This window comes from Candidatus Zixiibacteriota bacterium (genome assembly GCA_035380245.1).
Classification (GTDB): Bacteria; Zixibacteria; MSB-5A5; order GN15; family FEB-12; genus DAOSXA01.
Genome location: DAOSXA010000004.1, coordinates 18,870 through 42,437, shown reverse-complemented (window position 1 = coordinate 42,437; position 23,568 = coordinate 18,870). Strand labels below are relative to the sequence as shown.

Below are 23,568 nucleotides of genomic sequence, written 5' to 3'. Positions count from 1 at the left end.
CGCCGTTCACAAACGAATTTTGAATGGAACACGGTATCTCCTTCTCAACGGATAATCAGAAAGGGCCCTGGCAATGAAGGAATTCATCGAACTGATCGTCAAGTACCTCGTGGACAATCCGGACCAAGTGGATGTTAAGGAAGTTGAAGGCAGCCGGACGACCGTTTATGAACTGCGTGTCGCGCAGCCGGACCTCGGCAAAGTGATCGGCAAACAGGGCCAGACGGCCAAGTCGATTCGGACCCTGCTCGCCGCCGCCGCTGCCCGTCAGGGCAAGCGCGCCGTGCTGGAGATTCTGGAATAGACGGTGTCCCAGGACGAAATGGTGGTGATCGGTCGACTCGGCCGACCCCGCGGCGTGAACGGTGAGATTTTCGTCACGCCCCAAACCGACTTCCCGGAGCGTTTCGTGGGCATGAAAACGATTCATGTCCACAATCGCCAGGGATGGCAAAAGCTGAATATCGTCTCGTCCCGAATCGTATCGGGGCGACCGGTGCTGCGATTCGAGGGAATCGAGAATCCGGAACAGGCTCGACTGCTGACCAATCTCGAACTGGGTGTTGTCTCGGACGAGTTGGTGGATCTGCCCGAGGGCAGTCATTACCTGCATGAGCTGGTCGATTGCGAGGTGGTCGACGAGACGAACGGTGAAAAGATAGGTGTCGTTGAATCGGTGGAGCAATACCCGGCCAACGATGTTTATCGGATCGCGGCGAGCGACGGCCGCAGGCTGTCAATAGCGGCGGTTCGGAAGTTCGTGAAGCACGTTGATGTGAGAACGAAGAAAATCGTGATTGATGCGGCCGGTCTGGTGGAAACGGCCTGAAGGCTCGGTCGATGAAGTATGAGATAGTAACGCTTTTTCCGGATTACTTTGCCCTGTCATTGCGGCAGTCGTTGATCGGCAAAGCGCTGGAGAAGCAGCTCTTTGAAATAGAAATAATCAATCTCCGTGATTTCGCCACGGACCGTCATCACACGGTTGATGACACCCCGTACGGCGGCGGCGGCGGGATGGTGCTCAAACTGGAGCCGCTCGATCGTTGTCTGCAAAGCCTGGGGTGGCAACCGCGCGATAAGGCGGTCGCGTCGGGTGAGAACCGGCGCCTGTTGTTGACCTCGGCGGCGGGAACACCGCTGACTCAGCATGAAGCGGTGAAGATGTCGCTTCTGGACCGGCTGACGATCATCTGCGGCCATTATCTGGGCGTTGATGAACGGCTGCTGGATTTGTACGACATCGAAGAGATCTCGATCGGCGATTACACCCTTTCCGGCGGTGAACCGGCAGCGGCAGTGATTGTCGACTGCACCGCACGCTTGATTCCGGGGGTGCTGGGGAATTTCGAGTCGGCTATCAACGACTCACACATGGAATCCACGCTGGGCTGGCCGGTTTACACCAAACCGGTCGAGTATGCCGGGCTGAAAGTTCCGGAGCCGCTGGTAAACGGCAACCACAAGGAGATTGAACGGTTTCGGCGCGAGGCGGCCCTGCTCAAATGTGCGGCCAATCGCCCGGACCTGTTGGAAAAGCAGGAACTGACCGCTGAGGAGCGGGCCCTGTTGAACAAGACGAGAAAAAAAGAACATTGATCGATATAGAAAGGGTTAGCCAATGAAACGTATAGCCCAAATCGAAAAGAGCTTCATGCGGGAAGATATCCCCCCGTTCAGCTCGGGCGATACGCTTAAGGTCCACTACAAAATTAAAGAGGGCGACAAAGAGCGTATTCAGGTTTTCCAGGGGACAGTGATCGGTCGCCGCGGCAGCGGTACCGGGGCTACTGTCACCGTGCGCAAAATCTCTTCCGGCATCGGCGTCGAGCGTGTTTTCCCGCTTTGCTCGCCGAACATAGCCAAAATCGAGAAAATCAGAGCCGGTAAGGTTCGTCGCGCCAAGCTCTACTACCTTCGTGAGCTGACCGGCAAATCCGCTCGTATTAAAGAGCAGATTATGGATGCCGAAGAGCGCGAGACTCTGAAACGTATCAGCGACGGTGAAGTTACCGCAGAGGTGGCTGAAACCGTGACCGAAAAAGTTGAGGAAGCAGCTCCCCAGGCCCCGGTCGAAGAGGCCAAGGCTGAGGAAACTCCGGCTGAAGAAGAAGGTAAAAAGGAAGAGTAACTAACTTCAATTTGCCATTCACGGGCGCTCTTAATCGGGCGCCCTTTTTCTTTTGGGGTGACGTGGGCCGGGTGAATTCGAAGACGGATCCGCCCTTGTACAAACCAGACATAGGTAGCTTTGGTGCCGCACCTCTATGGTGGGAAGTTTGAATCACCGTGCCGTAGGTCCGTCTTTGAACCGGCGCGGATTTATTGGTCAGACGAGGATGTCGGCCGCCCACATGAAGGAAGATGGGTTGATCGAGGTTTGCCTTAGGTTTCCAGTAGAGGGAATCTGATAGCCGGGAATGATGGGTTTATCCGAAATTTGTCGGGTTTCTGCGTTCACGGGGCTTCGCCAGCGCTCACTCCGGAACCCGACCTACCACTGCTAATCCCCACCCGTGGACGGGTCGGCCAGACGCTTGCTCTCGCTCGAATCGTGGCTCATTTGGGCTCGGAAGGGGACAGGATCGTGTAGGTGGTGTTGCCGTATTTGCGCTGCTGCAGGATCGGCCAGGAGCCGAAGTTTATTTTACTCGTTTCGGAGGTGTCGTGCTGGCAGAGAATGAGAGCATCATCGCGGACAATGCGATGGTCCGCGAGGGCCTGCATAGTTTGGTCGATGACTCCCCGGTATTGCGGCGGGGCGATCATGACAATGTCGAACAACCGGCCGGTGACGGCGAAGTCGGAAATCGCCTCGAAAACATCGGCCTGAAGACAAAGCAACCGGTCGGCGACGCCGAACTGCTCGGCGTGATGATTGATCGATTCGACCAGTCGTTCGTCCAGTTCAACTCCGGTAGCCTGATCGACACCACGACTGACCGCTTCGAACAGGTAGGAGCCGGTACCGCTGAAAAGATCGAGATAATTCGCTCCGATGAGATATGGATTGAGGAAGTCGAAGATCGACTTGCGCATCCGGCTGAGCGGCGGACGGGTACCGGCCAGCTTGGGGGCGCGGATGAGTTTGCCCTTGAGCTCACCGGCGATGATACGGAATTCGAAATCGTTGTCGTCGTCTCTTTTTGCCATGCCTGGGCACTTCTCAATCTTATGTTCGGTCGCGGTGGAGACAAGCCCCGCCGTTACGCGGTGAATGATTCAATCCTCGTACACAATTTATCAAATCCCCGGTACCAGGTGCCTCACCGCTCGGGTGGGGGATCAAGGTTTGGGCCGCGAGATTTCGACAAAGCCGTTGGAAGTCCGCTAATTTGACCCAATATAGCCGCAAAAAGCGCTAATAAAAGCCTTTTTGGCGGCCGACTAGGTCAATAGGGAAACATTAACTTGCACCGTTTATGAGCGGTGGGCATAATTCAACCATGAGGCGAGCGATGAAAGCAGATCCTAAGCTGATGGCCGAGATGTACGCCAATATCGAGCAGATGCTGACGGACAAGGGATTCAGCGCCATCTGCGGCGTTGATGAAGTTGGTCGGGGACCGCTGGCCGGGCCGGTTGTCGCCGCCGCCGTAATCATGCCGCCCGATCTTAAAATCGAGGGATTGACCGATTCCAAGAAACTTTCGCCCAAGCGGCGTGAGATAATTTTCGAGCAGATCGCCGATCTCGAACTGCCCTGTGCGGTGGGGATTATCGACAACGAATGTATCGATAAAATGAACATCCTCAAAGCCTCGCTGATGGCGATGCGTAAAGCGGTCCAGGACCTTCAGCCTAATCCTGATTTTCTGCTGGTCGACGGAACCTTCACGATTCCCAAAATGACCCAGCCGCAGTATGCCATCGTTGGCGGTGATGCTCTCTGTGCGTCGATCTCGGCAGCGTCGATCGTGGCCAAGGTAACGCGTGACCGGATCATGGATCGTTATCAGACGCTGTATCCTTCGTTCAGTTTCGCTCAGCATAAGGGTTATCCGACCAGGGCTCATTTAGAGGAACTGCGCGAACACGGTCCCTGCGAAATCCATCGCCGGTCGTTCAAACCGGTGGCGGAGCTGGTTGATCAGTATGTCTTGTTCTGATTATCGAGAGTCCTCCACCAACAAGCCTCTTAAATCCTGGCAGAAATACGAAAAACTAGCGTCCGAATATCTGAAGCAACACGGTTTTGATATTCTCGCCGCCAACTGGCGTTCCGGCCGCTATGAGATTGATCTGATCGCTCGCAAGGGGAAGCAGGTTGTTTTCGTAGAGGTTAAATCCGTGCGGGATGTTTCGTTCGGCCATCCGGCGGAGCGGGTGGATGTGAAAAAGACGATCAACCTGACGCGAGCGGCGCAGGCTTATGTGATCGAGAAAAGCCTGAGCGACTGCGATTTACGGTTCGATGTGATTACTTTTATCGACGGTCGTCTGGAACATTACCCGAACGCCTTTGAAGCGGCGGATGAGGCGGACTAGCTCTCCCGAAAAGCACTTCATTACAGCAGAGATAAGTCCCGTAGCTATACGTTCTATGACTTAGACTTTTTTCCATGCGTGGCGGGCGGCCTCGTGTCGCCTGCATGACGGTTGGAAGTTGGGGAATTACCAGGGGGCTGCCCTTCCGACGGAGTTCAGGGATTTTCAGACTCGGCAGCTTCGAGCGAATCGAGGTCGATATCGCTTTGTTCCAGCAAGGGACTGGTCAGTGAATCCACGTAGTATTTAACCATCCTGGTGAAGTAGTAGTATTTCTCCGGTTCTTCCTGATACTTGTTCAGATAATCGCGAAGATCTTCGGCGGATATGCCGGATGCCGTCAGCAGGGAATCGCGGAACTCGGTGTAACGTTCCGGATTATTGCGATAGGTGGCGGTTGCGACCCAGGCCTGAGCGGTGACCAGGGCGTTTTTTTGACCGGCATCGGTGAATCGTTGCCGATTAAGATGGCGATTACCAAAATAGATCCCGAGAGCTATCAGCAGGATCACTATAATTGAAAGTTTTTTTAGCCAGATCAAATTCGTCCATCTTCCGGTTGCTTGTCTGCGTAAAACTATCTAAACTACGTTTTTCATGTGACTCCGGTCAAGAGAACAAAGAGCTAAATGGAAATAAACTATCCCGTTAAGCGGCGCGAGAGCCGCGCAGTTAAGGTCGGTGATCTGATCATCGGCGGTGGTTTCCCGGTGACGGTGCAGTCCATGACGACCTCCGACACCCGAGATATCGCGGCGACGGTGAAACAGATCAAACAACTTTTTGAGGCCGGAGCCGAGATCGTTCGCCTGTCGGTACTCAACCAGGAAGCGGCGCGTTGTCTTAAGGCGATCCGCGAACAAACGACCGGTCCGCTCGTGGCCGATATCCATTTTCATTATAAGCTGGCCCTGGCGGCAATCGAGGCCGGTTTTGACAAAATTAGAATCAATCCCGGCAATATCGGTGAGGAATGGAAAGTCCGCGAGGTAACCAGGGCGGCCGGGGAGGCCGAGGTTCCGATCCGGATCGGCGTCAATTCCGGGTCGCTTCCCAAGGATCTGCTGAAGCAATACGGTCATGACGATCCTCGGGCGTTCGCCGAAGCGGCGTTGCGCGAAGCCGCCGTGCTGGAGGATATGGATTTCCGGGATATAATAATTTCGGTCAAGTCAACCTCACCGACTGTGGCGTTTTGGGCTTATCATATTCTGGCCGAAAAATGTGATTACCCGCTGCATCTCGGCATTACCGAAGCGGGCATTCTCGAACCGGGGACCATTAAATCTTCAGTAGGGATCGGGGCGCTTCTGCTCACCGGTATCGGCGATACCATTCGGGTCTCACTGACGGCCGATCCGATTCACGAGCCGCGCATCGGCAAACAGATATTGGCTGCCTGCAACCTGAAGCCCGACGGGGTAGAGGTTATAAGCTGTCCCACCTGCGGACGCTGTCAAATCGACTTGATTCCACTGGCCGAATCGATTACCGCCAAGACACGTCATATCAAAACCCCCTTGAAAGTGGCCGTGATGGGTTGTGCCGTAAACGGACCCGGTGAGGCCCGGGCGGCCGATGTCGGTATTGCGGGGGGAGTCGGCAAAGGCACCCTCATTAAGAAGGGTGAGGTTATTGCGTACACAAAAGAAGATGAGCTGGAAAAGGCCCTCCTTGACGAAATCGAGGCCATGACCGGCGAAAAAATACCACGGTAACTTCGTCTCAAACCAATCAACAATCCGCGCTCTCTCATGGAGAAGATGTCGCAACTCATAGCGGCGGGTGGAATCCGAGGCGATGATCCGGACAAACGTTATTTGACTTTGTCGTGTTGTCGCTCTAAAATATATCAACGAAAAACAACAGCATTATTGATTGGGGATCCGCTCTCATGAAAAAAACGATCGTATCTCTGGCTTTCCTGGTTCTGATGGCGACCGGATCGGTTTCCGCCGAAGCTACAATAGATTTTCAATTGACCCCCTCAATTTCCTGGCAGAGTGGATATCACGACTATGAAATCAACTTCGCCTATTACGCTCTTTACGGCAATGATACCGTGATCGTACGCGGCCGGAGTAAGCTCGAATTCCCGCTGGATGGGATTTATCCCACGCTTCGGATCGGGATCAATAATCGCTTCGAATCCGAAGGATTTTATTTTGTCGAGGCGGAAGCGAGTCTCAATGTCTCCGATCCCGGTGATGCTATGAAGGATTCCGACTGGGAAACCAATCCGTATACCCACGAAGAGGTTCTCTGGAGTTATTCCGAGAGCGATGTCGAGCATGATTTCATAATGTTGCAGGGATTGATCGGCCGTAAGGTGGTCAAATCGCCAAAAGGACTGATCGGGGTTGTGATGGGTTTCAGGTATGTCAAGATCAAGCAGGATATTATCGGTCTGAGCCTTCGTCAGTGGGAAGGGAGTGAATGGGTGAATTATGCCTCGGACGGGAAAGTCGGACATTATGAGGTTACCTACAAGATGCCGTTTATCGGGGCGCGGGCGATTTATAAACCCTCATCGATGCTGCAGGCACAACCGCAAGTGCTGGTTTCGCGTTTGTTTGCCTCCGATCTGGACGACCATGTTCTCCGAGGAAAAACGGCCGAGGGCAGCCCTGAAGGTATCGCTGTAATCGGTTCATTGGCAGGTCGATACGAATTCAAAACCAGGGGGCCGTCAACCCCTTATATAGAGCTGTCGGCCGAACTGCTCTGGCTTCATGCCACCGGCAAGCAGGTTCAGACCTGGTACGAGGATGAGACTTATTACGATGAGGCTGTCGGTGAGGATGTTACGGTAGAAGCGGGGACGAAGATTTCCAATATCCCGCATGAAATTAACAATACTACGTACCGTATCGGATTGGGGATCGGAATGAATTTCTGAGGGAGGCTGTAACCAAGGCGCAAAATCTGCTGAAAGGCTGCACAGGGATTCATCCTATAGTTTTCTTGTTGTTTTTCAATTGCTTAACATGCAGGATCAAAGGGGTTCCCGGCAATTTGTGAGTGGAAAAGCTCTCCGGAGGCTACAGGGAAATCTGAAATGGCTCTAAAGCCTTGACAATAGGCCATAAACGGGTATATTGACGGCGTGTATAGTTGAACTGATATCCTTCTAAGGGGGGGTATCTACAACTTACTTCTCATGGTCTAACAAACTGGTTTAGAAAAAGAGTTGGATAAACCAAACGCTTTTTCTGGTCTAACATTGCCGGTCTGGTACGGGTAGAGGTTGCGTTCCTGGTTTTTTTGTATTGAGGAAGCTAGACCTTGGCGACTGAAAAAGCGACGATTCATTCTAAGAATAAACAGGCAGTGAGACTGCTCGGGATGTGGTATGTCCATCCCGTTTTATATGTGTCGAGAAAAATTACATCATTAACACTTAGTAACTATGGAGGTCACGAGAATGAGGTTTAGGACTCTCTTCATTCTTGCCATGATGCTCTTCTGTAGTGTTGGATTAGTCAACGCTCAGAGCATCTCACTTGAATCGGTCGATGGTGTCAGTACCGTTGATGATGAAGTTCTGCTTTCCGGTACCGATATCACATTCTACCTGAGATTCACCAACGGCTCCGATGTCCTGGCCGGTATCACCAATGGATATCGCATTTATTCCGAGGATGGAGCCACCTGGAATTCGGTATCGGTCGATACGACCGGTGCGATCGGACGTAACTACTTTGACGGCGGCGTCTTCTTTACGAATAATTCCGACGGCGCCGGCGCCGATACGGTTGGTATCGGTGGTTTCAAGATGTTTGGTTCGGGCGTTCCGGCCGGAACCGATGTTGTCTATGCCACTATCGGTATCGGTCCTCTGAATGCTTCCGATGCAGGCAAGACGGTCTGTTTGGACTCGGCCTGGTATCCGCCGTCGGGTATTTGGAAATGGGCCGCGGTCTCAACGGATGTTTTCCCGACCTGGGACGGTCCGCACTGCTATTACATCGACAGCAAGCCGGTTGAGGCTTCTCTGGTCAGTATCACTCCGAACAGTTCAACCGAGGGTTTGACGGGTCAGACTTTCACGATCGTCGGTGAGAATACGGCTTTTCTCTCTGAAACCCCGGTAGTTAACCTGGGTGGCGTGTTTACGGCTACTTCGGTTATTGCGTCAAGTGACACGCAGTTGAGTGTTCTGTTCAATTTCCCGTGCGGTTCCGCCGCCGGTTTGTACGATCTGAACGTTTCGTACGGCGAAGTCTCGTTGACCCTGGCGGATGCTTTTACGCTGAATGCAGCTCCGGCGGCCAACCTGGTCATGAGCATCGATACGCTGTTCTTCGAAGCCTGTGAGGGAGATACCCCTGAGGCTAATTACTTCACCGTCCGTTCCGATGCCTGCCCGCTCGATTTCACCGTTAGCGAGAATGCTGACTGGTTGACCGTTGATCCGACCAGCGGCACCACCGAGGGGACCGTCAACGTAACGGTTAGTGCCGGCAGTCTCATGGCGGGTGTCTACACCACCGCCATCAATGTGCTGGCCGATGCCCCCAACTCACCTCAGTCGGTTGCGGTTAAGTTCACCGTCAACCCGACGCCGCAGGTCATTTGCCCCGAAGAAGCGGCTGAAGTTACCATTTGCGGTGCGCAGGATGTATGTGTCGATCTCGTTATTACCGATGCTTCCGATGTGACGGTTGACGGCGCTACCTGGGCTGACGATAAGCTTTGTTTTGCGGCCGATACGAGCGGTTCATACGTCTTTGATGTTACGGCCACCGGCGACTGCGGTTCCGATGGATGCATCATAACGGTCAACGTTACGATTGCCGAACCGCCGGTCATAACCTGCCCGGATCCAAGCACGGTTGAGGTGTTCCTCTGTGAATTGGGTCAGGTCGATGTTAGTGTTCCGATTGAGGGCGCCACTTCGGTGTTAACCAGCGTGGGCGCCTGGGCTGATGGCGTTTTCTCGTTCACGCCCGCTGAAGCCGGTAGCTACCCGGTTACGGTGACTGCCGACAACGACTGCGGCCAGACCACCTGTGAGTTCACGGTCGTAGTGTCCGTGGGCGGCGCGCCCGAGATCGTTTGCCCGACCGAGCCGTTCTCAGTCGCTCTGTGTGCTGATGATGTGACGGCATGCATTCCGCTTGAAATTACCGGTGCGACCGATGTCACGGTGACCGGTGATGTGGCCGGCACCTGGGAGAACAACTCGCTGTGCTTTACTCCCGAAGTTTCCGGTACATACGTTTTCAACGTTGCGGCCAGTTCCGACTGCGGCAATGCCTCCTGTGATGGTATCACGGTCGAGGTTACCATGGGCGATGTCCCTGTCGTTACGTGCCTCGATAATTTCTCGACCTACCTCAGCGAAGATGAGGTTTGTCTGCCGGTGACGATCGAAAGCGTCTTCGGCTACAGCTATAGTGAAGTTATCGTTGGAACCGACGGCCTCACGGCCCGGTTCAATAAAGAGACCGATGAATTCTGCTATACCGCTCCGACTGCGGGCGAGTATCCGATTACGTTGATCATCGGCAACGACTGCGGCAACGACACCTGTCAGTTCACCATCACGGCTCAGGAATGCCCGATGGCTGTGATCAATTGCCCGGCCGAGCCGGTCAATGTCGAGCTTTGTGAGCTTGGCGAGGTTTGTATCGAGCTGACGATCACCGGCGCCGATGAAGTTACCACTTCGGTGGGTGCCTGGGACGGCGGCATGTTGTGCTTCACTCCGGAAGTTGCGGGTGAAACCACGGTTACTGTTACGGCGACCAATATCTGCGGCGATGTCACCTGCGACGTGGCCTTCAATATCAGTCTCATGGCAGAACCGATTATCGGTGTAACCGATCCCGTTTCCGTCACGCTGTGCTCCGCTGAGGAAGTTTGCCTCGGTGTTTCGGTTGAAAACGCCACCAGCGTGACTGTCAGTGACGGTTTCACCTGGACCGACGGCCAGCTCTGCTTCACGCCGGACACTGCCGGTACCTATATCGCGACCATTACGGCCGCTAACGGTTGTCATGAGGTCTCTGAGACTCAGAGCTTCGTGATCGACTATACGCCGGCCCCGTTGGCCGAATTCCTGGTTGACACCGACACCGGTATGATGCCGTTCAGCCCGGTCTTCACGAATACCTCGACTGGCAGCGATCTCACTTATGCCTGGGATTTCGGCGACGGTGGAACTTCGAGCGACTTCGAGCCGCTGTACACCTTCGAGGCATACGGTGAATACACCGTAACCCTGACCGTTACCGATGTGTGCAATCGCACCAACACATATTACATGACCATTTACGTCCTCGATAACGAGGTCGTGATGCCGACCGATGCCTGGATCGTCGCGTACTGCAACGAGCCGATGCTCGAGGGCGTGCCGATGGTATCGGGCGACATTATCAAGGCTTACGATCCGGACGGCGTGCTGTGTGGTAAGGCCGTGGTGAAAGAAGACGGCTCGTTCGGAATGATGAACATTTACCACGACGATATGTATACGCTCGATGTGGATGAAGGCGCCGTCGAAGGCGACGTGATCACTTTCTCCGTCAACGAGGTAGTGGTTGCCACCGACCCGACGATCACCTGGACCGAGAACGGTGATGTCTACCAGGTTTGTGATTTCGTGGCCGAAAGCTGCGTTACGTACGAACTGTCCGAGGGTTGGAATCTGATTTCCTGGAATGTGGCCTTCAGTAGCGACATCGAGAGCTTCATCAGTGATTACGCCGGATGCATCGACGTGATCCTGAGCTTCGATCAGGACGGTCTCACTTATGATCCGAGCCTGCCGCAGTTCTCGACTCTCGAAGATGTCGATTTCTACCATGGCTATTGGTTCCGTCTGAGCTGCCCGATCACTTTCGAAATCTGTGGCGGCGTAATCAGCCCCAACGACTACATCCAGATCTACAGCGGCTGGAACCTGGTCAGCTACTGGCCCGATTACTCCATGCCGGTCGAAGACGGTTTCGCCTCGATCATGGAGAATCTGCTGGTGACATACGGCTATGACGGCGGCGCTATGGATTATGTCCCGGGCGACCCGCTTCATAATACCCTGACCGATCTGTATCCGACCTTCGGTTACTGGGTCAAGTCCTCAACGGCCGACATGCTCTATTATGACGATGCTCCTATGCCCGTGAAGAGCAATGTCACTTCGCTGGCCTCGGCCGACCGTGAAATCACTGCTTCCCGTGACTGGATGAACGTCTACGGTGCGGGGATCAAGCTCGATGGCGCGGAACTGGCCAACGGTTCGAAGATCGAGGTCTTCACCGAGGACGGTATCCTCTGCGGTTCCGGTGTCTACTCCGGCGGTTTGCTGAAGTTTACTCCGGTCTACGGCTATGACGTCGACTTCGAGTCCTATCCGCAGAGCGACGACCAGTTGACGATTAAGGTCAACGGCACGTCCGTTGAAGAAGAGATCACCTACATCGGCGGCGGCGCCCGGGTGGCTCTGTCCAGCCTGACCAGTGGTGCTCCGATTCCGGGCGGCTTCACGCTCGCTCAGAACTACCCGAACCCGTTCAACCCGACCACGTCGATCAGCTTCACCCTGACCACTGCCGGTCAGGTCGAACTGAGCGTGTTCAACATCATGGGCCAGAAGGTTATCACCCTGGCTGACGGCGTCTTCTCCGCCGGCACCCATGAGGTTGAATGGAACGGCGCCGATGAGAACGGCAACCTGGTTACTTCGGGTGTTTACTTCTACCGCATCAATGCCGGTAACGACAACCAGACGCGGAAGATGATTCTGATGAAGTAACTTCTCTTAACAGAGAATACTCCAAAGGGCAGGTCTTCGGACCTGCCCTTTTCTTTGGTTTTTTCGCGACTAAACGATTGAGAGGTTGGTCCGTCCTTTGAACGGTTGTTGCCGGGGGAGCATCGATTCATCCCGGTACGTCGGAGACAAGCCCCGCCGCTACGCGACAACGCGTCCCAATCTCCGCGTAGCGGACGGCCTTGTGTCGCCCGCAACATAGTAAGGGTTTCGTGGACAGCCGGGCGTACCGGCACCTTGACATGCCCCGGACGCCGGACCTCGACCTACCAAAGACGTTGACTTTGAGGCCTCAGAGAGTATATTGCCGCGTGATCAAGAGCATCGACAAACTCAAACGACCAGCCTTTCGACTGCTGTCCACAGGGCTGATCGTCTTTTCTTATAGTTCCGTTTGGGCGCAGGCGGAACAGGCTGCTCCGTCGGTATTTCGATTCGATCGCATTAACGCAATGGTGCTGGTGTTGATATTCTCCAGCGCCGTGCTTCTTTATACCCGCTGGGCTCGGCAGGGTAAAACCCTGTTCCTGCGTAAAATCCCGGGACTGGAGGCAGTTGAGGAAGCAGTCGGTCGAGCGACCGAAATGGGCCGACCGGTGTTGTTTATCCCGGGCATTTCCGAGCTTGATGAAATCGAGACGATTGCCGGGATTTCCATTCTCGGACGAGTGGCCAGAATCACGGCTCAGTACGAGACGCCGTTGATGGTTCCGGTGCGTTATCCGCTGGTGTTGGCGGCAGGGCAGGAAGTGGTCGAGCAAGCCTATATCGAACAGGGGAAAAAGGACGCCTTCGACAAGGATATGGTTCGTTACGTGGCGGGTGAGCAGTTCGCTTTCACGGCCAACGTCAACGGATATATGATGCGTGAGCGACCGGCTACCAATATCTACATGGGAGCGTTTTTTGCCGAGTCGCTGCTTCTGGCCGAGACCGGCAATGCGGCCGGATCGATTCAGATTGCCGGGACCGCTCGTCCGGAGCAATTGCCGTTTTTCATTGCCGCCTGTGACTACACCCTGATGGGGGAGGAGCTTTACGCCGCCTCCGCTTATCTGTCCAAGGAGCCGATCATGCTGGGCGGGCTTAAGGGACAGGATTTTGTCAAAATGCTGATCGCCATTATGATCATTATCGGGGTGATTCTGGTAACTTTCGGATACGGAGATTTCTTCACCGGCTGGTTTAAGGTCGTTTAGGGATACTGATTTATGCTCAAGACCACCGTTCCCGTAGCAGTAGCGTTTATCGCCGGTCTGGCGCTGGTGATTTCGTTTTTTTTCCGTGAGGGGACGTTCATCGGTGACATCTCGCAGGAGTTAACTGTCTGGCTGACGATTGTCGGCGGTTTCACTCTGCTGTTGGGAGTAGTCTCGATCACGCGGGTCAACTGGTCGGCGGTGCGATCGCGTCGTGAGGGCTGGGGTTACCGCGTACTGACGCTGATCTCGATTTTTGCCATGGCGATTCCGGCCGTTTGGCCGGCCAAGTGGGCGCCCGAAAGCTGGGCTTCTCTGTTCGGACGTGGTTCCGGTTCGATCTATGACTGGCTCTTTCTCAATCTCGATTCCCCGATGATGGCGACCATGTTCGCCACCCTGGCTTTTTATATCGCCTCGGCCGCTTATCGTGCTTTCCGGGCGCGTACCGCGGAATCAACTATCCTGCTGCTGACCGCTACGGTGGTTATGCTCTGGCGGGTTCCCATGGGCGAAGCGTTTCTGAATCTCTTCCCGGGGGATATCCCGAACTTCCTGAATACTTACATCATGAACGGCGCCAACCTGGCGGTGCAGCGCGGTATCATTATCGGCGCGGCGCTGGGCGCGGCTTCAATGTCGCTTCGCATCATCCTTGGCATCGAGCGTACTTACATGGGGAAGGGCTGATCGCATGACGTTCTGGGAACGTATGGAGAAGATGGATCGGCGCTGGGTCTACCTGATGGTGGGACTGGCGGTGATCATTCCGTTTATCTTCCCGGCTGATTTCCCGATCAACACCACGCCCGAAGCGCAGATGCTTTTTGACGCTATCGAGGCACTGCCGGATTCCTGCACCGTGATGTGTGTGTTCGATTATTATCCGTCGACTATCGCCGAATGTGAACCGATGACCCGCGCAGCCCTGCATCATTTCTGGCGCAAAGATATCAAGGTCATTACGCTGTCGAATATACCCCTGGGGGGACCGTCGATGGCCGAGACCGTAACCCGCGAAATCGCTCCGGAATACGACAAAATCTATGGTGAAGATTTTGTCAATCTCGGATACAAGGCCAATTATGTGGCGGTGTTATCCGGGATGGGGATCTCGATAGAGTCGATCTTTCCGACCGACAACAGCGGGACACTGCTGGCGGAACTGCCGATGATGGATTCGATCGTTAACTACGAGCAGATTTCGTTCATTATGGAAGTGGCCGACAACGCCACCGCCGACTATTGGGTGTCAATCGTCAATGCCCAGTACGGGGTGCCGATCGGCTGCGGTACGACGGCTGTTTCGGCGCCGAAATACTACGCCTTCGTTGGAGCGGGGCAGTTCGTGGGACTGCTGGGCGGAATGAAGGGTGCGGCCGAATACGAGCAGTTGGTCGAAAAGCGCGGCTCGGCCGTGATCGGTATGGGAGCACAGTCACTGGTGCACCTGTTGATTATCGGTCTGGTGATTCTGGGCAATCTGGGTTTCTTCCTGTCGGGACGCCACAAGCGGAGGATTGGCGCATGAACGGCTGGGAGATTTTCGAAATCTGGGTGATAGCCTTCGTGACGCTGGCTCTGTTCAGTTTCATGTATAAGGATAATCCGTTCTACAAGATCGCCGAGCATATATTCGCCGGGCTTTCGGCCGGGTATTATGTCGGTTTGATCTGGGATACGGTAATCGTGCAACAGCTTTGGGTTCCGATGATCGGCGGCAAATGGACCCTGATCATTCCGGGGATTTTGGGTTTTCTGATGTTTGCCCGCTTTACCAAAAACTATACCTGGATTGCAAGGACCTCGCTGGCGTTCGTGATGGGAGTGACTTCGGGAATCTTCCTGACTTCGCAACTTCATGGATTAGTCTTGCCGCAGATGCGGGCAACGATGATGCCTCTTGGCGGCGGTGGTGGATTCGGAGCGGCGATGCTGGCGATTATCGTGGTGGTTGGTGTCATCTCCACCCTGATCTACTTCTATTTCTCCAAGGAGCACACCGGCGCCCTGGGGGTGACGGCAAAAGTCGGCATCTGGTTTATCATGATCTCTTTCGGTGCTCATTTCGGCTATACCGTAATGGGTCGTGTTTCGCTGCTGATCGGGCGGGTGCAGTTCCTGATTGAGGACTGGGTCGGCTCATTTCGATATCTTTTCTGATCCCCAAATCGACTGCTTTGTATTATCTTATATGGATTCACCGGCCGTGGTTGAGGTCGACAACTTGATGGAATATCCGAACGAGGAATATATATGCGATCCTTTCTTTTATTTTTAGCGGTTGCCTGTCTGGCAGTTTTTATCGGTTGTTCCAACGATTCCAAATCTGAGATCGACCAACCGCCCTATGATCTGGTGGCTAATCCGGACGGATTCCCCGACCGAGCGATTGAGTTGCTGCAGAAGATCGAGGACGGCCAACTCGTGATGTACGATCTGATCGTGGACAACTTTGCTGATCTGTACATGGTGCATCCGGATCTGTTGGAGAACGAAAAATGGCATCGGGTGATAAGGCAGGTCGGCCGTCGGTTCGAAGACAAGGCGGAGCGGCTTTCCGCTCGGGGTATTCAGTTTTATCTGCAAGCGGCGGGATATTACCGTCTGGCTGCTTTTGCGGATCCGGACGACGACAAGTTGAGTGAGATAAGTCGATTGTTCGATACCTGGAGCGAAGGGATGGCAGCAATGGCGGCGATTGATCAGGTGGTGCGGGATTTCGAGGATCTCGATGAAGCCTGCCGCGTCGTGCGTTATTTCCTGTTCGGTAACGAACTACAGCAGCGGTTCGGCCGGGAATACCTGACCGACAAATATCTGAAAGCACTCCTCGACAAGGAGCCTTCGACAGTGCGTTTGCAGTCGCTGGAGCCGGTGAACCAGGCGCTGTTGGCCTGGATGGGTTATTATCCGGCCTACGAAGCCTCACCGATCGGTGAATTTTCGAGAATACCGGTGGAATTACAGGCAACGGCGATTTATCCTCTTGATTCGATCTGGACTCGTTTTGAGTTCTTTGTTATAGCAAAAGATTCAACGCTCGATATCGGTGAGATGACCGCTCTTTGCAACAGCGCCGTTGAGAGCGATATGCCGACACCGGTGGGATTGCAGGAGAGACCGGGCATGGGAACCGGATTTCCGATTACGGTTGCCTGGGGACGAGCCATGAGGCCGAATGAGCCGGGGGTAGTCGGTCTGATCGCGGCGCCCAACGGAAAATCCGATACTCTTTGGATGGGTTTGTAGCATATCTCGTAAAAAGTCAAATAAACCTTGATACGCCGCAGGCGATCATCTAAAATGGGGCGAGCTAAGCGGAAGGGTATATCGTGAAAGTTATAATTCCGGTGGCCGGTGTCGGGACACGCCTGCGGCCGCACACATTGTCAAAGCCGAAGCCGCTTCTTCGCGTTGCGGAGAAGACTATTTTGTCCTATGTGCTGGACCCGCTTCTGGCCTTAAATCCCGAAGAAGTTATTTTCGTTATTGGCCATAAGGGGAGTCAGATTCGGCAGTTCGTCGAGGAAAATTACGACTTCAAGGCGACTTTTGTCTGGCAGGATCGCCTTCTCGGACTTGGTTATGCCGTACAGCAGGGATTACTCCATGTCGGCGACGGCCCGGTGCTCGTTATTCTTGGGGATACGATTGTCGAATGCGACCTGAAGGAACTGATCAGACATAAAGAGAATATCCTGGGAGTGCGACAGGTCGATGATCCCCAACGATTCGGAGTGGCCGAAGTCAAGGACGGCATGGTCGTAAGCCTGCAGGAGAAACCAGCCGAACCCAGGACCAATCTGGCTTTGATCGGTCTTTATTATTTCTATGATTCCTCCGAGCTTAAACAGGCTCTTAACGACCTGGTCGTATCCGGTCGCCGAACCCGGGGAGAGATACAGCTCACCGATGCCCTCGAAACGATGATCGACAACGGTGCTCGTTTCCGGGCTTTTGAAGTGAAGCAGTGGTACGACTGCGGTAAAAAAGAAGCGGTGTTGGCGACTAATCGTCATTTTCTGATGAAACTGCCTCCGACTTCTCCCCCTGAAGGAGTGACAATCGTTCCGCCGGTGTACATCGCTCCGGGGGCGAAAGTGTCCGAATCGGTGATTGGACCGTACGTGTCGATTGCCGACGGCGCCGAGGTGCACCGCTGTATTATCAAGAATTCAATTATCTCGACCGGAGCCAGTATCGACAATGCCGTGATCGAACGTTCCCTGGTCGGGATGAATACCACCGTGAAAGGGACTTCACAGGTGCTCAATGTGGGTGATTCTTCGGAGGTCGACTACGATTAGTCTCCGTCCGTCCAGCCATCTTTTCCCCTCATCGGTGGTTTTCTTAAGGAGATCATGAAATGATCGCAAAAGATTTCCTGTTTACATCGGAATCGGTAACCGAGGGACATCCGGATAAACTGAGTGACCGTATCTCGGATGAGGTGCTCGATGAAGTTCTTCGCCAGGACCGCTTCGGCCGAGTGGCCTGTGAAACGTTCGTAACCATGGGATTGGTGATTGTCGGCGGCGAAATCACCACCACCGCCTATGTCGATATTCACGAACTGGTGCGAAGGGTGGTCAGGGAAATCGGCTATGTCGATTCCTCGCACGGTTTCTCTTATGATTCCTGTGCCATTCTCAATGCCATCGGGGCACAATCGCCCGACATCGCACAGGGTGTCGACACCGGCGGCGCGGGTGATCAGGGTCTCATGACCGGCTATGCCTGCCGGGAGACGAAAGAGTTGATGCCGATGCCGATCATGCTGGCGCACAAGTTGACGCGTCGTCTCGCTCAGGTGCGCAAACGGCATATCCTGCCGTTCCTCGGACCCGACGGTAAGTCGCAGGTGACGATCGAGTATCGGGCGGGGAAGCCGCATCGGGTGGAATGTGTGGTTATTTCTACTCAACATTCCAGTGATATTCTGGATCGAACGGGTAAAAAGATCTCCAAAGATGCGGTTCAGGCCATTATCGAAAAGATAATCAAACCGATGATTCCGGCTCGACTCATGGACCGCAAGACCCGAATTCTGATCAATCCGACCGGAAAGTTCGTGATCGGCGGACCGCAATCGGATACCGGCATGACCGGACGCAAAATTATCGTGGACACTTACGGCGGTATGGCAACCCACGGCGGTGGTGCTTTCTCCGGTAAGGACCCCTCGAAGGTGGATCGTTCCGCGGCTTATATGGCGCGTTATATTGCCAAGAATATCGTCGCGGCGAAACTGGCGGATAAATGTACGGTACAACTGGCTTATGCTATCGGTGTCGCCGAGCCGGTGTCGTTGACGGTTTTCACCTATGACACCGGTAAAATACCGGATGAACGGATCGCCGAACTGGTTCACAAACATTTCGACCTGACCCCGCGCGGGATCATCAAATCGCTCAAGCTGCTGCGGCCGATTTATGCGGCGACATCGGCCTATGGGCATTTCGGCCGTCACGAGCCGGAATTTACCTGGGAAAAAACCGACAAGGCAGCCAGACTGGCAAAGGATGCTTGACCATGGCCATTAAACGTGATGTCGCCGATATCAAACTGGCGGCTAAGGGAAAAGACAAAATCGAATGGGCTGAACGGAACATGCCGGTGTTGAGGCTGATCCGGGAGCGCTTCAAAAAAGAGAAGCCACTCAAAGGGATCAATCTGGCCTGTTGTCTGCACGTCACTACCGAAACCGCCAACCTGATGCGGACACTCAAAGCCGGCGGCGCCAACGCCGCCCTCTGCGCTTCGAATCCGCTCTCGACACAGGACGATACCGCGGCGGCGCTGGTGAAGGAATACGGCATTCCGGTTTTCGCCGTACGGGGCGAGAACAACAAGACCTATTACAAGCACATTCATCAGGCCCTGGATTTCAAGCCGCATATCACTATGGATGACGGCGCCGATCTGGTGTCGACCTTGCACACTGATCGCAAGGAGTTAGCGGCGGGCGTGCTGGCCGGGACGGAGGAGACCACGACCGGGGTAATCCGCCTGCGGGCAATGGCAAAATCCGACTCACTGCTGTTCCCGGTGATCGCCGTCAACGATTCCAAAACCAAGCATTTCTTCGACAACCGTTACGGCACCGGGCAATCCACTATCGACGGGATTCTTCGCGCCACCAACATGCTCCTGGCCGGGTCGGTCGTGGTCGTGGCCGGTTACGGCTGGTGCGGTCGCGGCGTTGCGCTTAAGGCCAAGGGAATGGGTGCGGAGGTAATCGTTACCGAAGTTGACCCGGTACGCGGGATCGAAGCGGCGATGGACGGTTTTCGGGTGATGCCGATGTCGCGGGCGGTGGCGGTCGGCGACCTGTTCGTTACCCTGACCGGTGATATCAATGTCATTCGCATGGAACATTTCAGGCGGATGAAGGACGGCGCCATTGTAGCCAACAGCGGTCATTTCAATGTCGAACTGGATCTGACCTCGCTCAACAAAGCCTGCAAGAAGCGGCGCGTGGTGCGTCCGAACGTCGAGGAATACGTACTGAACGGCAAGCGGATTTTCGTTTTGGGCGAAGGCCGTTTGATCAATCTGACTGCCGCCGAGGGCCATCCGGCCATGGTGATGGATATGTCGTTCGCCAACCAGGCGCTTGCGGCCGAGTACGTGGTGAAGAATCACAAAAAACTCGAACGACGGGTGTACACGGTGCCGGAGAAAATTGACAATCAGATAGCAGCGCTCAAGCTCAAGTCGATGGGCATTTCCATCGACCGCCTCACCCCGGAACAGCGCAAGTACCTCGCCTCCTGGGAAATGGGGACTTGAGCCTAGTTTAAGATGGAAAAACGATAGGGTGATGCTGCGGCACCACCCTATTTTTATGGCTATTATTGATTAACTCGATATGTCTCAGGGTTTCACCGCCTTGAGTGAGAACAACAGGGGATAGCGGGGCGGGCCGTCCGGCGGATACCAATAGCTGTCCCGCTTGATCCAGTCGGCTCGAACGGCATAATAGCCCTTATCATACTCGTTAAGCTCGACAATTCGCAGTCCGGCTCCGATGAAGCTGTTCACGATCTCACCTATCGGATGCTGGAATTCCACCAGATCGGACTGAATTACATAGTCGCGGTCACAATAATCGGTTTCGCCGGAATAAGTCACCGGTTTCTTATCGAGATAACCGACATCCTCGGTTTCATAAAGGGCGGTGATAGGGTGACCGTCGACCACAAAAAATATCCCGCCCGGTTTCAGGTAGTGCGCTACGACCCTGGCAAGTTTGTTCATGTCGGACAGCCAGGTGAGGACACCGTGCGACATAAAAACGATATCGAATCGGGAGTCGATTTTGCCGATCAGGTCGAGCACGTCCGATCGGATAAATTCGGCTTTAAGGTGTGTTTTGGCGGCCAGTTTGCGGGCCAGCTCAATGGAATCGTCCGAGATATCGACTCCGGTGACTTTTGCACCTCTGCGCGCCCAACAAAGGCTGTCCATTCCGAACTGACACATTAAATGAAGGAGGGTCTTGTTGTTGACGTCCCCCAGCGCATCCAGTTCGATTGGTTTAAGGCTGGACCAGCCTCGGAGGAATTCATCGAGGCAATAGTCGGGATGGTCGTAATGGATTCGGACTATCTCGTTCCAGGCTTTGCGGTTTTTTTCGTGGTTATGGTCAGGCAATGCTATTTCCTTGCTGCAATCAATGAAGTCAGGCCAATGATAAAAAAGAGACCGTTGACACCCCAGACAGCCAGCTCCTGAGGTATTTTCTCACTATATCCGGCCGACTGAAGAGTACGGAACAGTACGAAATACGCCAGAGAAATGCCGGCGCCCACGGCTATCGAGACGGCAATCCCGCCGCGCCGCGGATTAGAGGCGAACGGGATCGAAAGTAAAACGACGATGCAGGACGAGATCGGATAAGAGATTTTTACCTTCAGATCGACCGCCTCGCGAGCGTAGGGGCCGCCGGTTCGTTTCATCAGTTCGATATAGTCCTTGAGTTCGTCGTAACCCATGTCTTCCGGTTTACCGATCCGCTTGCTGAAATCAGTCGGTTTTTCCTTGATATCATCGAGGATTAAAACCGCCTGTTCGTGGTACGATTCGCCTCGTTTCGGGTCGAAAGTGCGTACGACGGCATCGGTTGCTATCCAGCGGTGATCAACATACTCGATTTTGGGGGCAGTGGTGATCTCGCTAATGCGACCGCCTTCAGCTTTGTAGATTCTTATATCGGATCCCTCGCCGCGATCGACGTTAAAGACCGCGATGGTGTAGAAATATCCCTTGGAGATTTGCCGGTAGATGTTACTTACGCGGTTGATCGCCTGTCGCGAGCGTTTCTCGATCACGAATTCCTTAATTTCGACTCGTCGTTGATTGGCGGGAGGGAAAACGTATTCGTTGTAATAAAAATGGCCGGCGGCGATAAGTATCGACATCAACAGAATCGGCGCTGTCAGGCGATACAATGACCGTCCGCAGGCTTTCATGGCGAGAATCTCGTTACGTCGGGCGAGAATCGATATCGAGAAAAGAGTCGCCAGGAGCACGAACATCGGCATGAACGATTTGATCACCCAGCCGCCGAAGTAGAAGTAATACTCCAGGATCGAAAGCAGCGGAACATCGTGGTCGATGAAATCCTGCAATTCCTCGACGGCATTAATGACGATAATCGTCAGGCCAACCGCCAGAGTCACGACAGTCAGTGAGGACAGGAAAGCTTTTATGAGGTAACGGTCGAGTTTCTTTATCATCGGCGTCATTTCTTTATGTTGCTAAACAACAGCAACGGGCGCTCGGTGACAACTATGAATATCAGATACAATCCAATAGCGGACATCAGGAAATTCGCCGCCCACATTGCCCAGAACGGCGACATCAGCCGCCGGTCGGCCAGGTCCTCGCCGCCGATGAGGAATGCCCAGTAGAGAATGAACAAGACGATAGAGATGGCGATCGCCACTCCCATGCCGCCCTTGCGAGCCATGATGCCGAGCGGGGCGCCGATCAGGATGAAGGCTACCGAGGCCGCCGGCAGGGCGTATTTTTTATAAATCTCCAGATCGTATTTGCTGACCGTTTTGGCCTGTCCCTGGATGTGTGTTTCGGAACGTTCGACCAGGCGAGAGAGCAGAGCCGCCTGATCGCGAACGTGCTGGTAAGCCTGAGTGCTGTCATCGGTCTCGGGTCCGTTATAGATGAGGGTGTCGGACAGGATCAGATCGACGCGGGCAGCTATGGATGAATTGATTTGCTCGCGAAAGGGATTCATTGATTCCGCGGCGGCATCGACTTTGGCCTGCATGTCGGCGATGCCCATCTCGCGGTCGTTACGGTGTTCGCTTTCGGAACGAACCAGTTCATCGCGGGCATCGGAAACATTGATGACGTAATTCTGGAAATCAACCCTGCGGTAATTCGCCGGATCCTTGAGGTCCAGCGAATGGATTTCGCCGTTGTAAAGGGTAAAACGCATGTTGGTGTTGTGTTCGGTCATTTCCAGAAAGCCGTATTTGGCCGTGATAATGCGCGGCTTTTCGCGGTCTTTCGTCTCGGTTATATGGACTCCCTCCACTCGTGAGGTGGTATGGTCGATCTTATCGATCAATACCAGGAAGCCGGGCAGGTCGGTGATAAACGCTCCGGAACGAAAAACTAGGGTGGGGCGCATCGCGGAAATATCTCCCCACAGCAGACGCGCCCGTTTGTTCAGGTCCGGGAGGATGCGGTCGTTGAACTGAATCATCCCGACCATAATCACGCCTGCGGCAATCATCAGGGGGAAGATCACCCGCAGAAGGTTGATGCCGGAAGCTTTGATGGCGGTGATTTCGAAATCACCACCGAGACGCCCGAAGGCCATCAACGTGGCCACCAGTACCGACATCGGTACCGACAATGCCAGCATCCAGGCCAGGTTGAGAGCGATCAACTCAAGAACCACACTCAATTCGAGGTCTTTGTCGATGACGTTGTCGACGATTTTAGGAACCAGGTCGATCACCAGCAGGAAGGTAATCGTAAGGAAGGCGAATATGAACGGCCCAATATGTTCGCGGAGTATGTACCTGGTTAAAATCTTCATAAGTCCCGTCAATATATGAGTTATACAAC

21 protein-coding genes and 1 pseudogene are annotated in these 23,568 nt (G+C 54.1%); 17 read left to right on the top strand and 5 right to left on the bottom strand.

The window, feature by feature from the left end; genetic code table 11:
* The first annotated feature begins 73 nt into the window (after nt 1–73).
* The 4 genes and pseudogenes from PLF13_13590 (at nt 74) to rplS (ending at nt 1,957) form a co-directional block, all read left to right on the top strand.
* The gene (locus tag PLF13_13590; GenBank protein ID HOP08307.1) at nt 74–304 is read left to right on the top strand and encodes a KH domain-containing protein; all 231 of its coding nucleotides are present in this window, start codon (nt 74–76) and stop codon (nt 302–304) included.
* A 3-nt stretch (nt 305–307) separates the two neighbouring features.
* The gene (gene rimM / locus PLF13_13585) at nt 308–829 is read left to right on the top strand and encodes a ribosome maturation factor RimM (GenBank protein ID HOP08306.1); all 522 of its coding nucleotides are present in this window, start codon (nt 308–310) and stop codon (nt 827–829) included.
* A gap of 11 nt (nt 830–840) precedes the next feature.
* Nucleotides 841–1,599: a tRNA (guanosine(37)-N1)-methyltransferase TrmD gene (gene trmD / locus PLF13_13580; GenBank protein HOP08305.1), complete on the top strand. Its 759-nt coding sequence runs from the start codon at nt 841–843 to the stop codon at nt 1,597–1,599.
* A gap of 22 nt (nt 1,600–1,621) precedes the next feature.
* Nucleotides 1,622–1,957, top strand: a pseudogene (gene rplS / locus PLF13_13575) (50S ribosomal protein L19).
* A gap of 602 nt (nt 1,958–2,559) precedes the next feature.
* Here the strand turns inward: rplS and PLF13_13570 are convergent.
* On the bottom strand, nt 2,560–3,153 hold the full coding sequence (locus PLF13_13570) for an RsmD family RNA methyltransferase (protein HOP08304.1): 594 nt from the start codon (nt 3,151–3,153) through the stop codon (nt 2,560–2,562).
* Nucleotides 3,154–3,458: 305 nt separating this feature from the next.
* On the opposite strand from PLF13_13570, the gene PLF13_13565 reads away from it, so the two are divergent.
* Both PLF13_13565 and PLF13_13560 read left to right on the top strand, forming a co-directional pair.
* Entirely contained in the window at nt 3,459–4,109 is a 651-nt protein-coding gene (locus PLF13_13565; GenBank protein HOP08303.1) for a ribonuclease HII, read from the top strand.
* Nucleotides 4,096–4,488: a YraN family protein gene (locus PLF13_13560; GenBank protein ID HOP08302.1), complete on the top strand. Its 393-nt coding sequence runs from the start codon at nt 4,096–4,098 to the stop codon at nt 4,486–4,488. The genes PLF13_13565 and PLF13_13560 overlap by 14 nt, the downstream gene beginning before the upstream one ends.
* Before the next feature lie 155 nt (nt 4,489–4,643).
* Here PLF13_13560 and PLF13_13555 read toward each other — a convergent pair whose 3' ends face one another.
* On the bottom strand, nt 4,644–5,030 hold the full coding sequence (locus PLF13_13555; GenBank protein ID HOP08301.1) for a hypothetical protein: 387 nt from the start codon (nt 5,028–5,030) through the stop codon (nt 4,644–4,646).
* Between the two features lie 87 nt (nt 5,031–5,117).
* Here PLF13_13555 and ispG point away from each other — a divergent pair, with 87 nt between their 5' ends.
* The 11 genes from ispG to ahcY all read left to right on the top strand — a co-directional run bounded on the left by ispG (nt 5,118) and on the right by ahcY (nt 20,259).
* Complete coding sequence (gene ispG / locus PLF13_13550) at nt 5,118–6,206, top strand: flavodoxin-dependent (E)-4-hydroxy-3-methylbut-2-enyl-diphosphate synthase (protein ID HOP08300.1); 1,089 nt, start codon at nt 5,118–5,120, stop codon at nt 6,204–6,206.
* A 176-nt stretch (nt 6,207–6,382) separates the two neighbouring features.
* Nucleotides 6,383–7,387, top strand: coding sequence for an omptin family outer membrane protease (locus PLF13_13545; GenBank protein ID HOP08299.1), 1,005 nt, complete (start codon nt 6,383–6,385; stop codon nt 7,385–7,387).
* A gap of 525 nt (nt 7,388–7,912) precedes the next feature.
* Nucleotides 7,913–12,247, top strand: a complete 4,335-nt coding sequence (locus PLF13_13540; protein ID HOP08298.1) for a PKD domain-containing protein — start codon at nt 7,913–7,915, stop codon at nt 12,245–12,247.
* A gap of 329 nt (nt 12,248–12,576) precedes the next feature.
* Nucleotides 12,577–13,464: a hypothetical protein gene (locus tag PLF13_13535; protein HOP08297.1), complete on the top strand. Its 888-nt coding sequence runs from the start codon at nt 12,577–12,579 to the stop codon at nt 13,462–13,464.
* A 12-nt stretch (nt 13,465–13,476) separates the two neighbouring features.
* Entirely contained in the window at nt 13,477–14,154 is a 678-nt protein-coding gene (locus tag PLF13_13530) for a hypothetical protein (GenBank protein ID HOP08296.1), read from the top strand.
* Between the two features lie 4 nt (nt 14,155–14,158).
* Nucleotides 14,159–14,995: a hypothetical protein gene (locus PLF13_13525; protein HOP08295.1), complete on the top strand. Its 837-nt coding sequence runs from the start codon at nt 14,159–14,161 to the stop codon at nt 14,993–14,995.
* On the top strand, nt 14,992–15,627 hold the full coding sequence (locus PLF13_13520; GenBank protein ID HOP08294.1) for a hypothetical protein: 636 nt from the start codon (nt 14,992–14,994) through the stop codon (nt 15,625–15,627). Before PLF13_13525 ends, PLF13_13520 begins: the two co-directional genes overlap by 4 nt.
* A gap of 93 nt (nt 15,628–15,720) precedes the next feature.
* On the top strand, nt 15,721–16,716 hold the full coding sequence (locus tag PLF13_13515; protein HOP08293.1) for a hypothetical protein: 996 nt from the start codon (nt 15,721–15,723) through the stop codon (nt 16,714–16,716).
* Nucleotides 16,717–16,799: 83 nt separating this feature from the next.
* Nucleotides 16,800–17,774 carry a sugar phosphate nucleotidyltransferase gene (locus PLF13_13510; protein HOP08292.1) on the top strand — a complete coding sequence of 325 codons (975 nt, stop codon included), beginning with the start codon at nt 16,800–16,802 and terminating at the stop codon, nt 17,772–17,774.
* Between the two features lie 59 nt (nt 17,775–17,833).
* Complete coding sequence (gene metK, locus PLF13_13505; protein HOP08291.1) at nt 17,834–18,997, top strand: methionine adenosyltransferase; 1,164 nt, start codon at nt 17,834–17,836, stop codon at nt 18,995–18,997.
* Between the two features lie 8 nt (nt 18,998–19,005).
* A complete protein-coding gene (gene ahcY, locus PLF13_13500; GenBank protein ID HOP08290.1) occupies nt 19,006–20,259 on the top strand; it encodes an adenosylhomocysteinase in 1,254 nt (417 codons plus the stop codon).
* 84 nt (nt 20,260–20,343) lie between these two features.
* Here ahcY and PLF13_13495 read toward each other — a convergent pair whose 3' ends face one another.
* From PLF13_13495 to PLF13_13485, 3 genes are read right to left on the bottom strand one after another with little or no spacing between them, the layout of a single operon-like run.
* Nucleotides 20,344–21,123 (bottom strand): class I SAM-dependent methyltransferase, encoded by a 780-nt coding sequence (locus PLF13_13495; GenBank protein HOP08289.1) that lies wholly within the window; start codon nt 21,121–21,123, stop codon nt 20,344–20,346.
* Nucleotides 21,124–21,125: 2 nt separating this feature from the next.
* Nucleotides 21,126–22,208, bottom strand: coding sequence for an LptF/LptG family permease (locus PLF13_13490; protein HOP08288.1), 1,083 nt, complete (start codon nt 22,206–22,208; stop codon nt 21,126–21,128).
* A 5-nt stretch (nt 22,209–22,213) separates the two neighbouring features.
* Nucleotides 22,214–23,539, bottom strand: a complete 1,326-nt coding sequence (locus PLF13_13485; protein HOP08287.1) for an LptF/LptG family permease — start codon at nt 23,537–23,539, stop codon at nt 22,214–22,216.
* Nucleotides 23,540–23,568: the final 29 nt, after the last annotated feature.

What these genes read in the sequence shown, in the direction of transcription:
- PLF13_13570 (HOP08304.1), bottom strand. Translation starts at nt 3,153, where the DNA reads ATGGCAAAAAGAGACGACGACAACGATTTCGAATTCCGTATCATCGCC.
- PLF13_13525 (HOP08295.1), top strand. Translation starts at nt 14,159, where the DNA reads ATGACGTTCTGGGAACGTATGGAGAAGATGGATCGGCGCTGGGTCTAC.
- PLF13_13485 (HOP08287.1), bottom strand. Translation starts at nt 23,539, where the DNA reads ATGAAGATTTTAACCAGGTACATACTCCGCGAACATATTGGGCCGTTC.
- metK (HOP08291.1), top strand. Translation starts at nt 17,834, where the DNA reads ATGATCGCAAAAGATTTCCTGTTTACATCGGAATCGGTAACCGAGGGA.
- PLF13_13565 (HOP08303.1), top strand. Translation starts at nt 3,459, where the DNA reads ATGAAAGCAGATCCTAAGCTGATGGCCGAGATGTACGCCAATATCGAG.
- PLF13_13520 (HOP08294.1), top strand. Translation starts at nt 14,992, where the DNA reads ATGAACGGCTGGGAGATTTTCGAAATCTGGGTGATAGCCTTCGTGACG.
- ispG (HOP08300.1), top strand. Translation starts at nt 5,118, where the DNA reads ATGGAAATAAACTATCCCGTTAAGCGGCGCGAGAGCCGCGCAGTTAAG.
- PLF13_13490 (HOP08288.1), bottom strand. Translation starts at nt 22,208, where the DNA reads ATGATAAAGAAACTCGACCGTTACCTCATAAAAGCTTTCCTGTCCTCA.
- PLF13_13530 (HOP08296.1), top strand. Translation starts at nt 13,477, where the DNA reads ATGCTCAAGACCACCGTTCCCGTAGCAGTAGCGTTTATCGCCGGTCTG.
- trmD (HOP08305.1), top strand. Translation starts at nt 841, where the DNA reads ATGAAGTATGAGATAGTAACGCTTTTTCCGGATTACTTTGCCCTGTCA.
- PLF13_13515 (HOP08293.1), top strand. Translation starts at nt 15,721, where the DNA reads ATGCGATCCTTTCTTTTATTTTTAGCGGTTGCCTGTCTGGCAGTTTTT.
- PLF13_13560 (HOP08302.1), top strand. Translation starts at nt 4,096, where the DNA reads ATGTCTTGTTCTGATTATCGAGAGTCCTCCACCAACAAGCCTCTTAAA.
- PLF13_13590 (HOP08307.1), top strand. Translation starts at nt 74, where the DNA reads ATGAAGGAATTCATCGAACTGATCGTCAAGTACCTCGTGGACAATCCG.
- PLF13_13545 (HOP08299.1), top strand. Translation starts at nt 6,383, where the DNA reads ATGAAAAAAACGATCGTATCTCTGGCTTTCCTGGTTCTGATGGCGACC.
- PLF13_13540 (HOP08298.1), top strand. Translation starts at nt 7,913, where the DNA reads ATGAGGTTTAGGACTCTCTTCATTCTTGCCATGATGCTCTTCTGTAGT.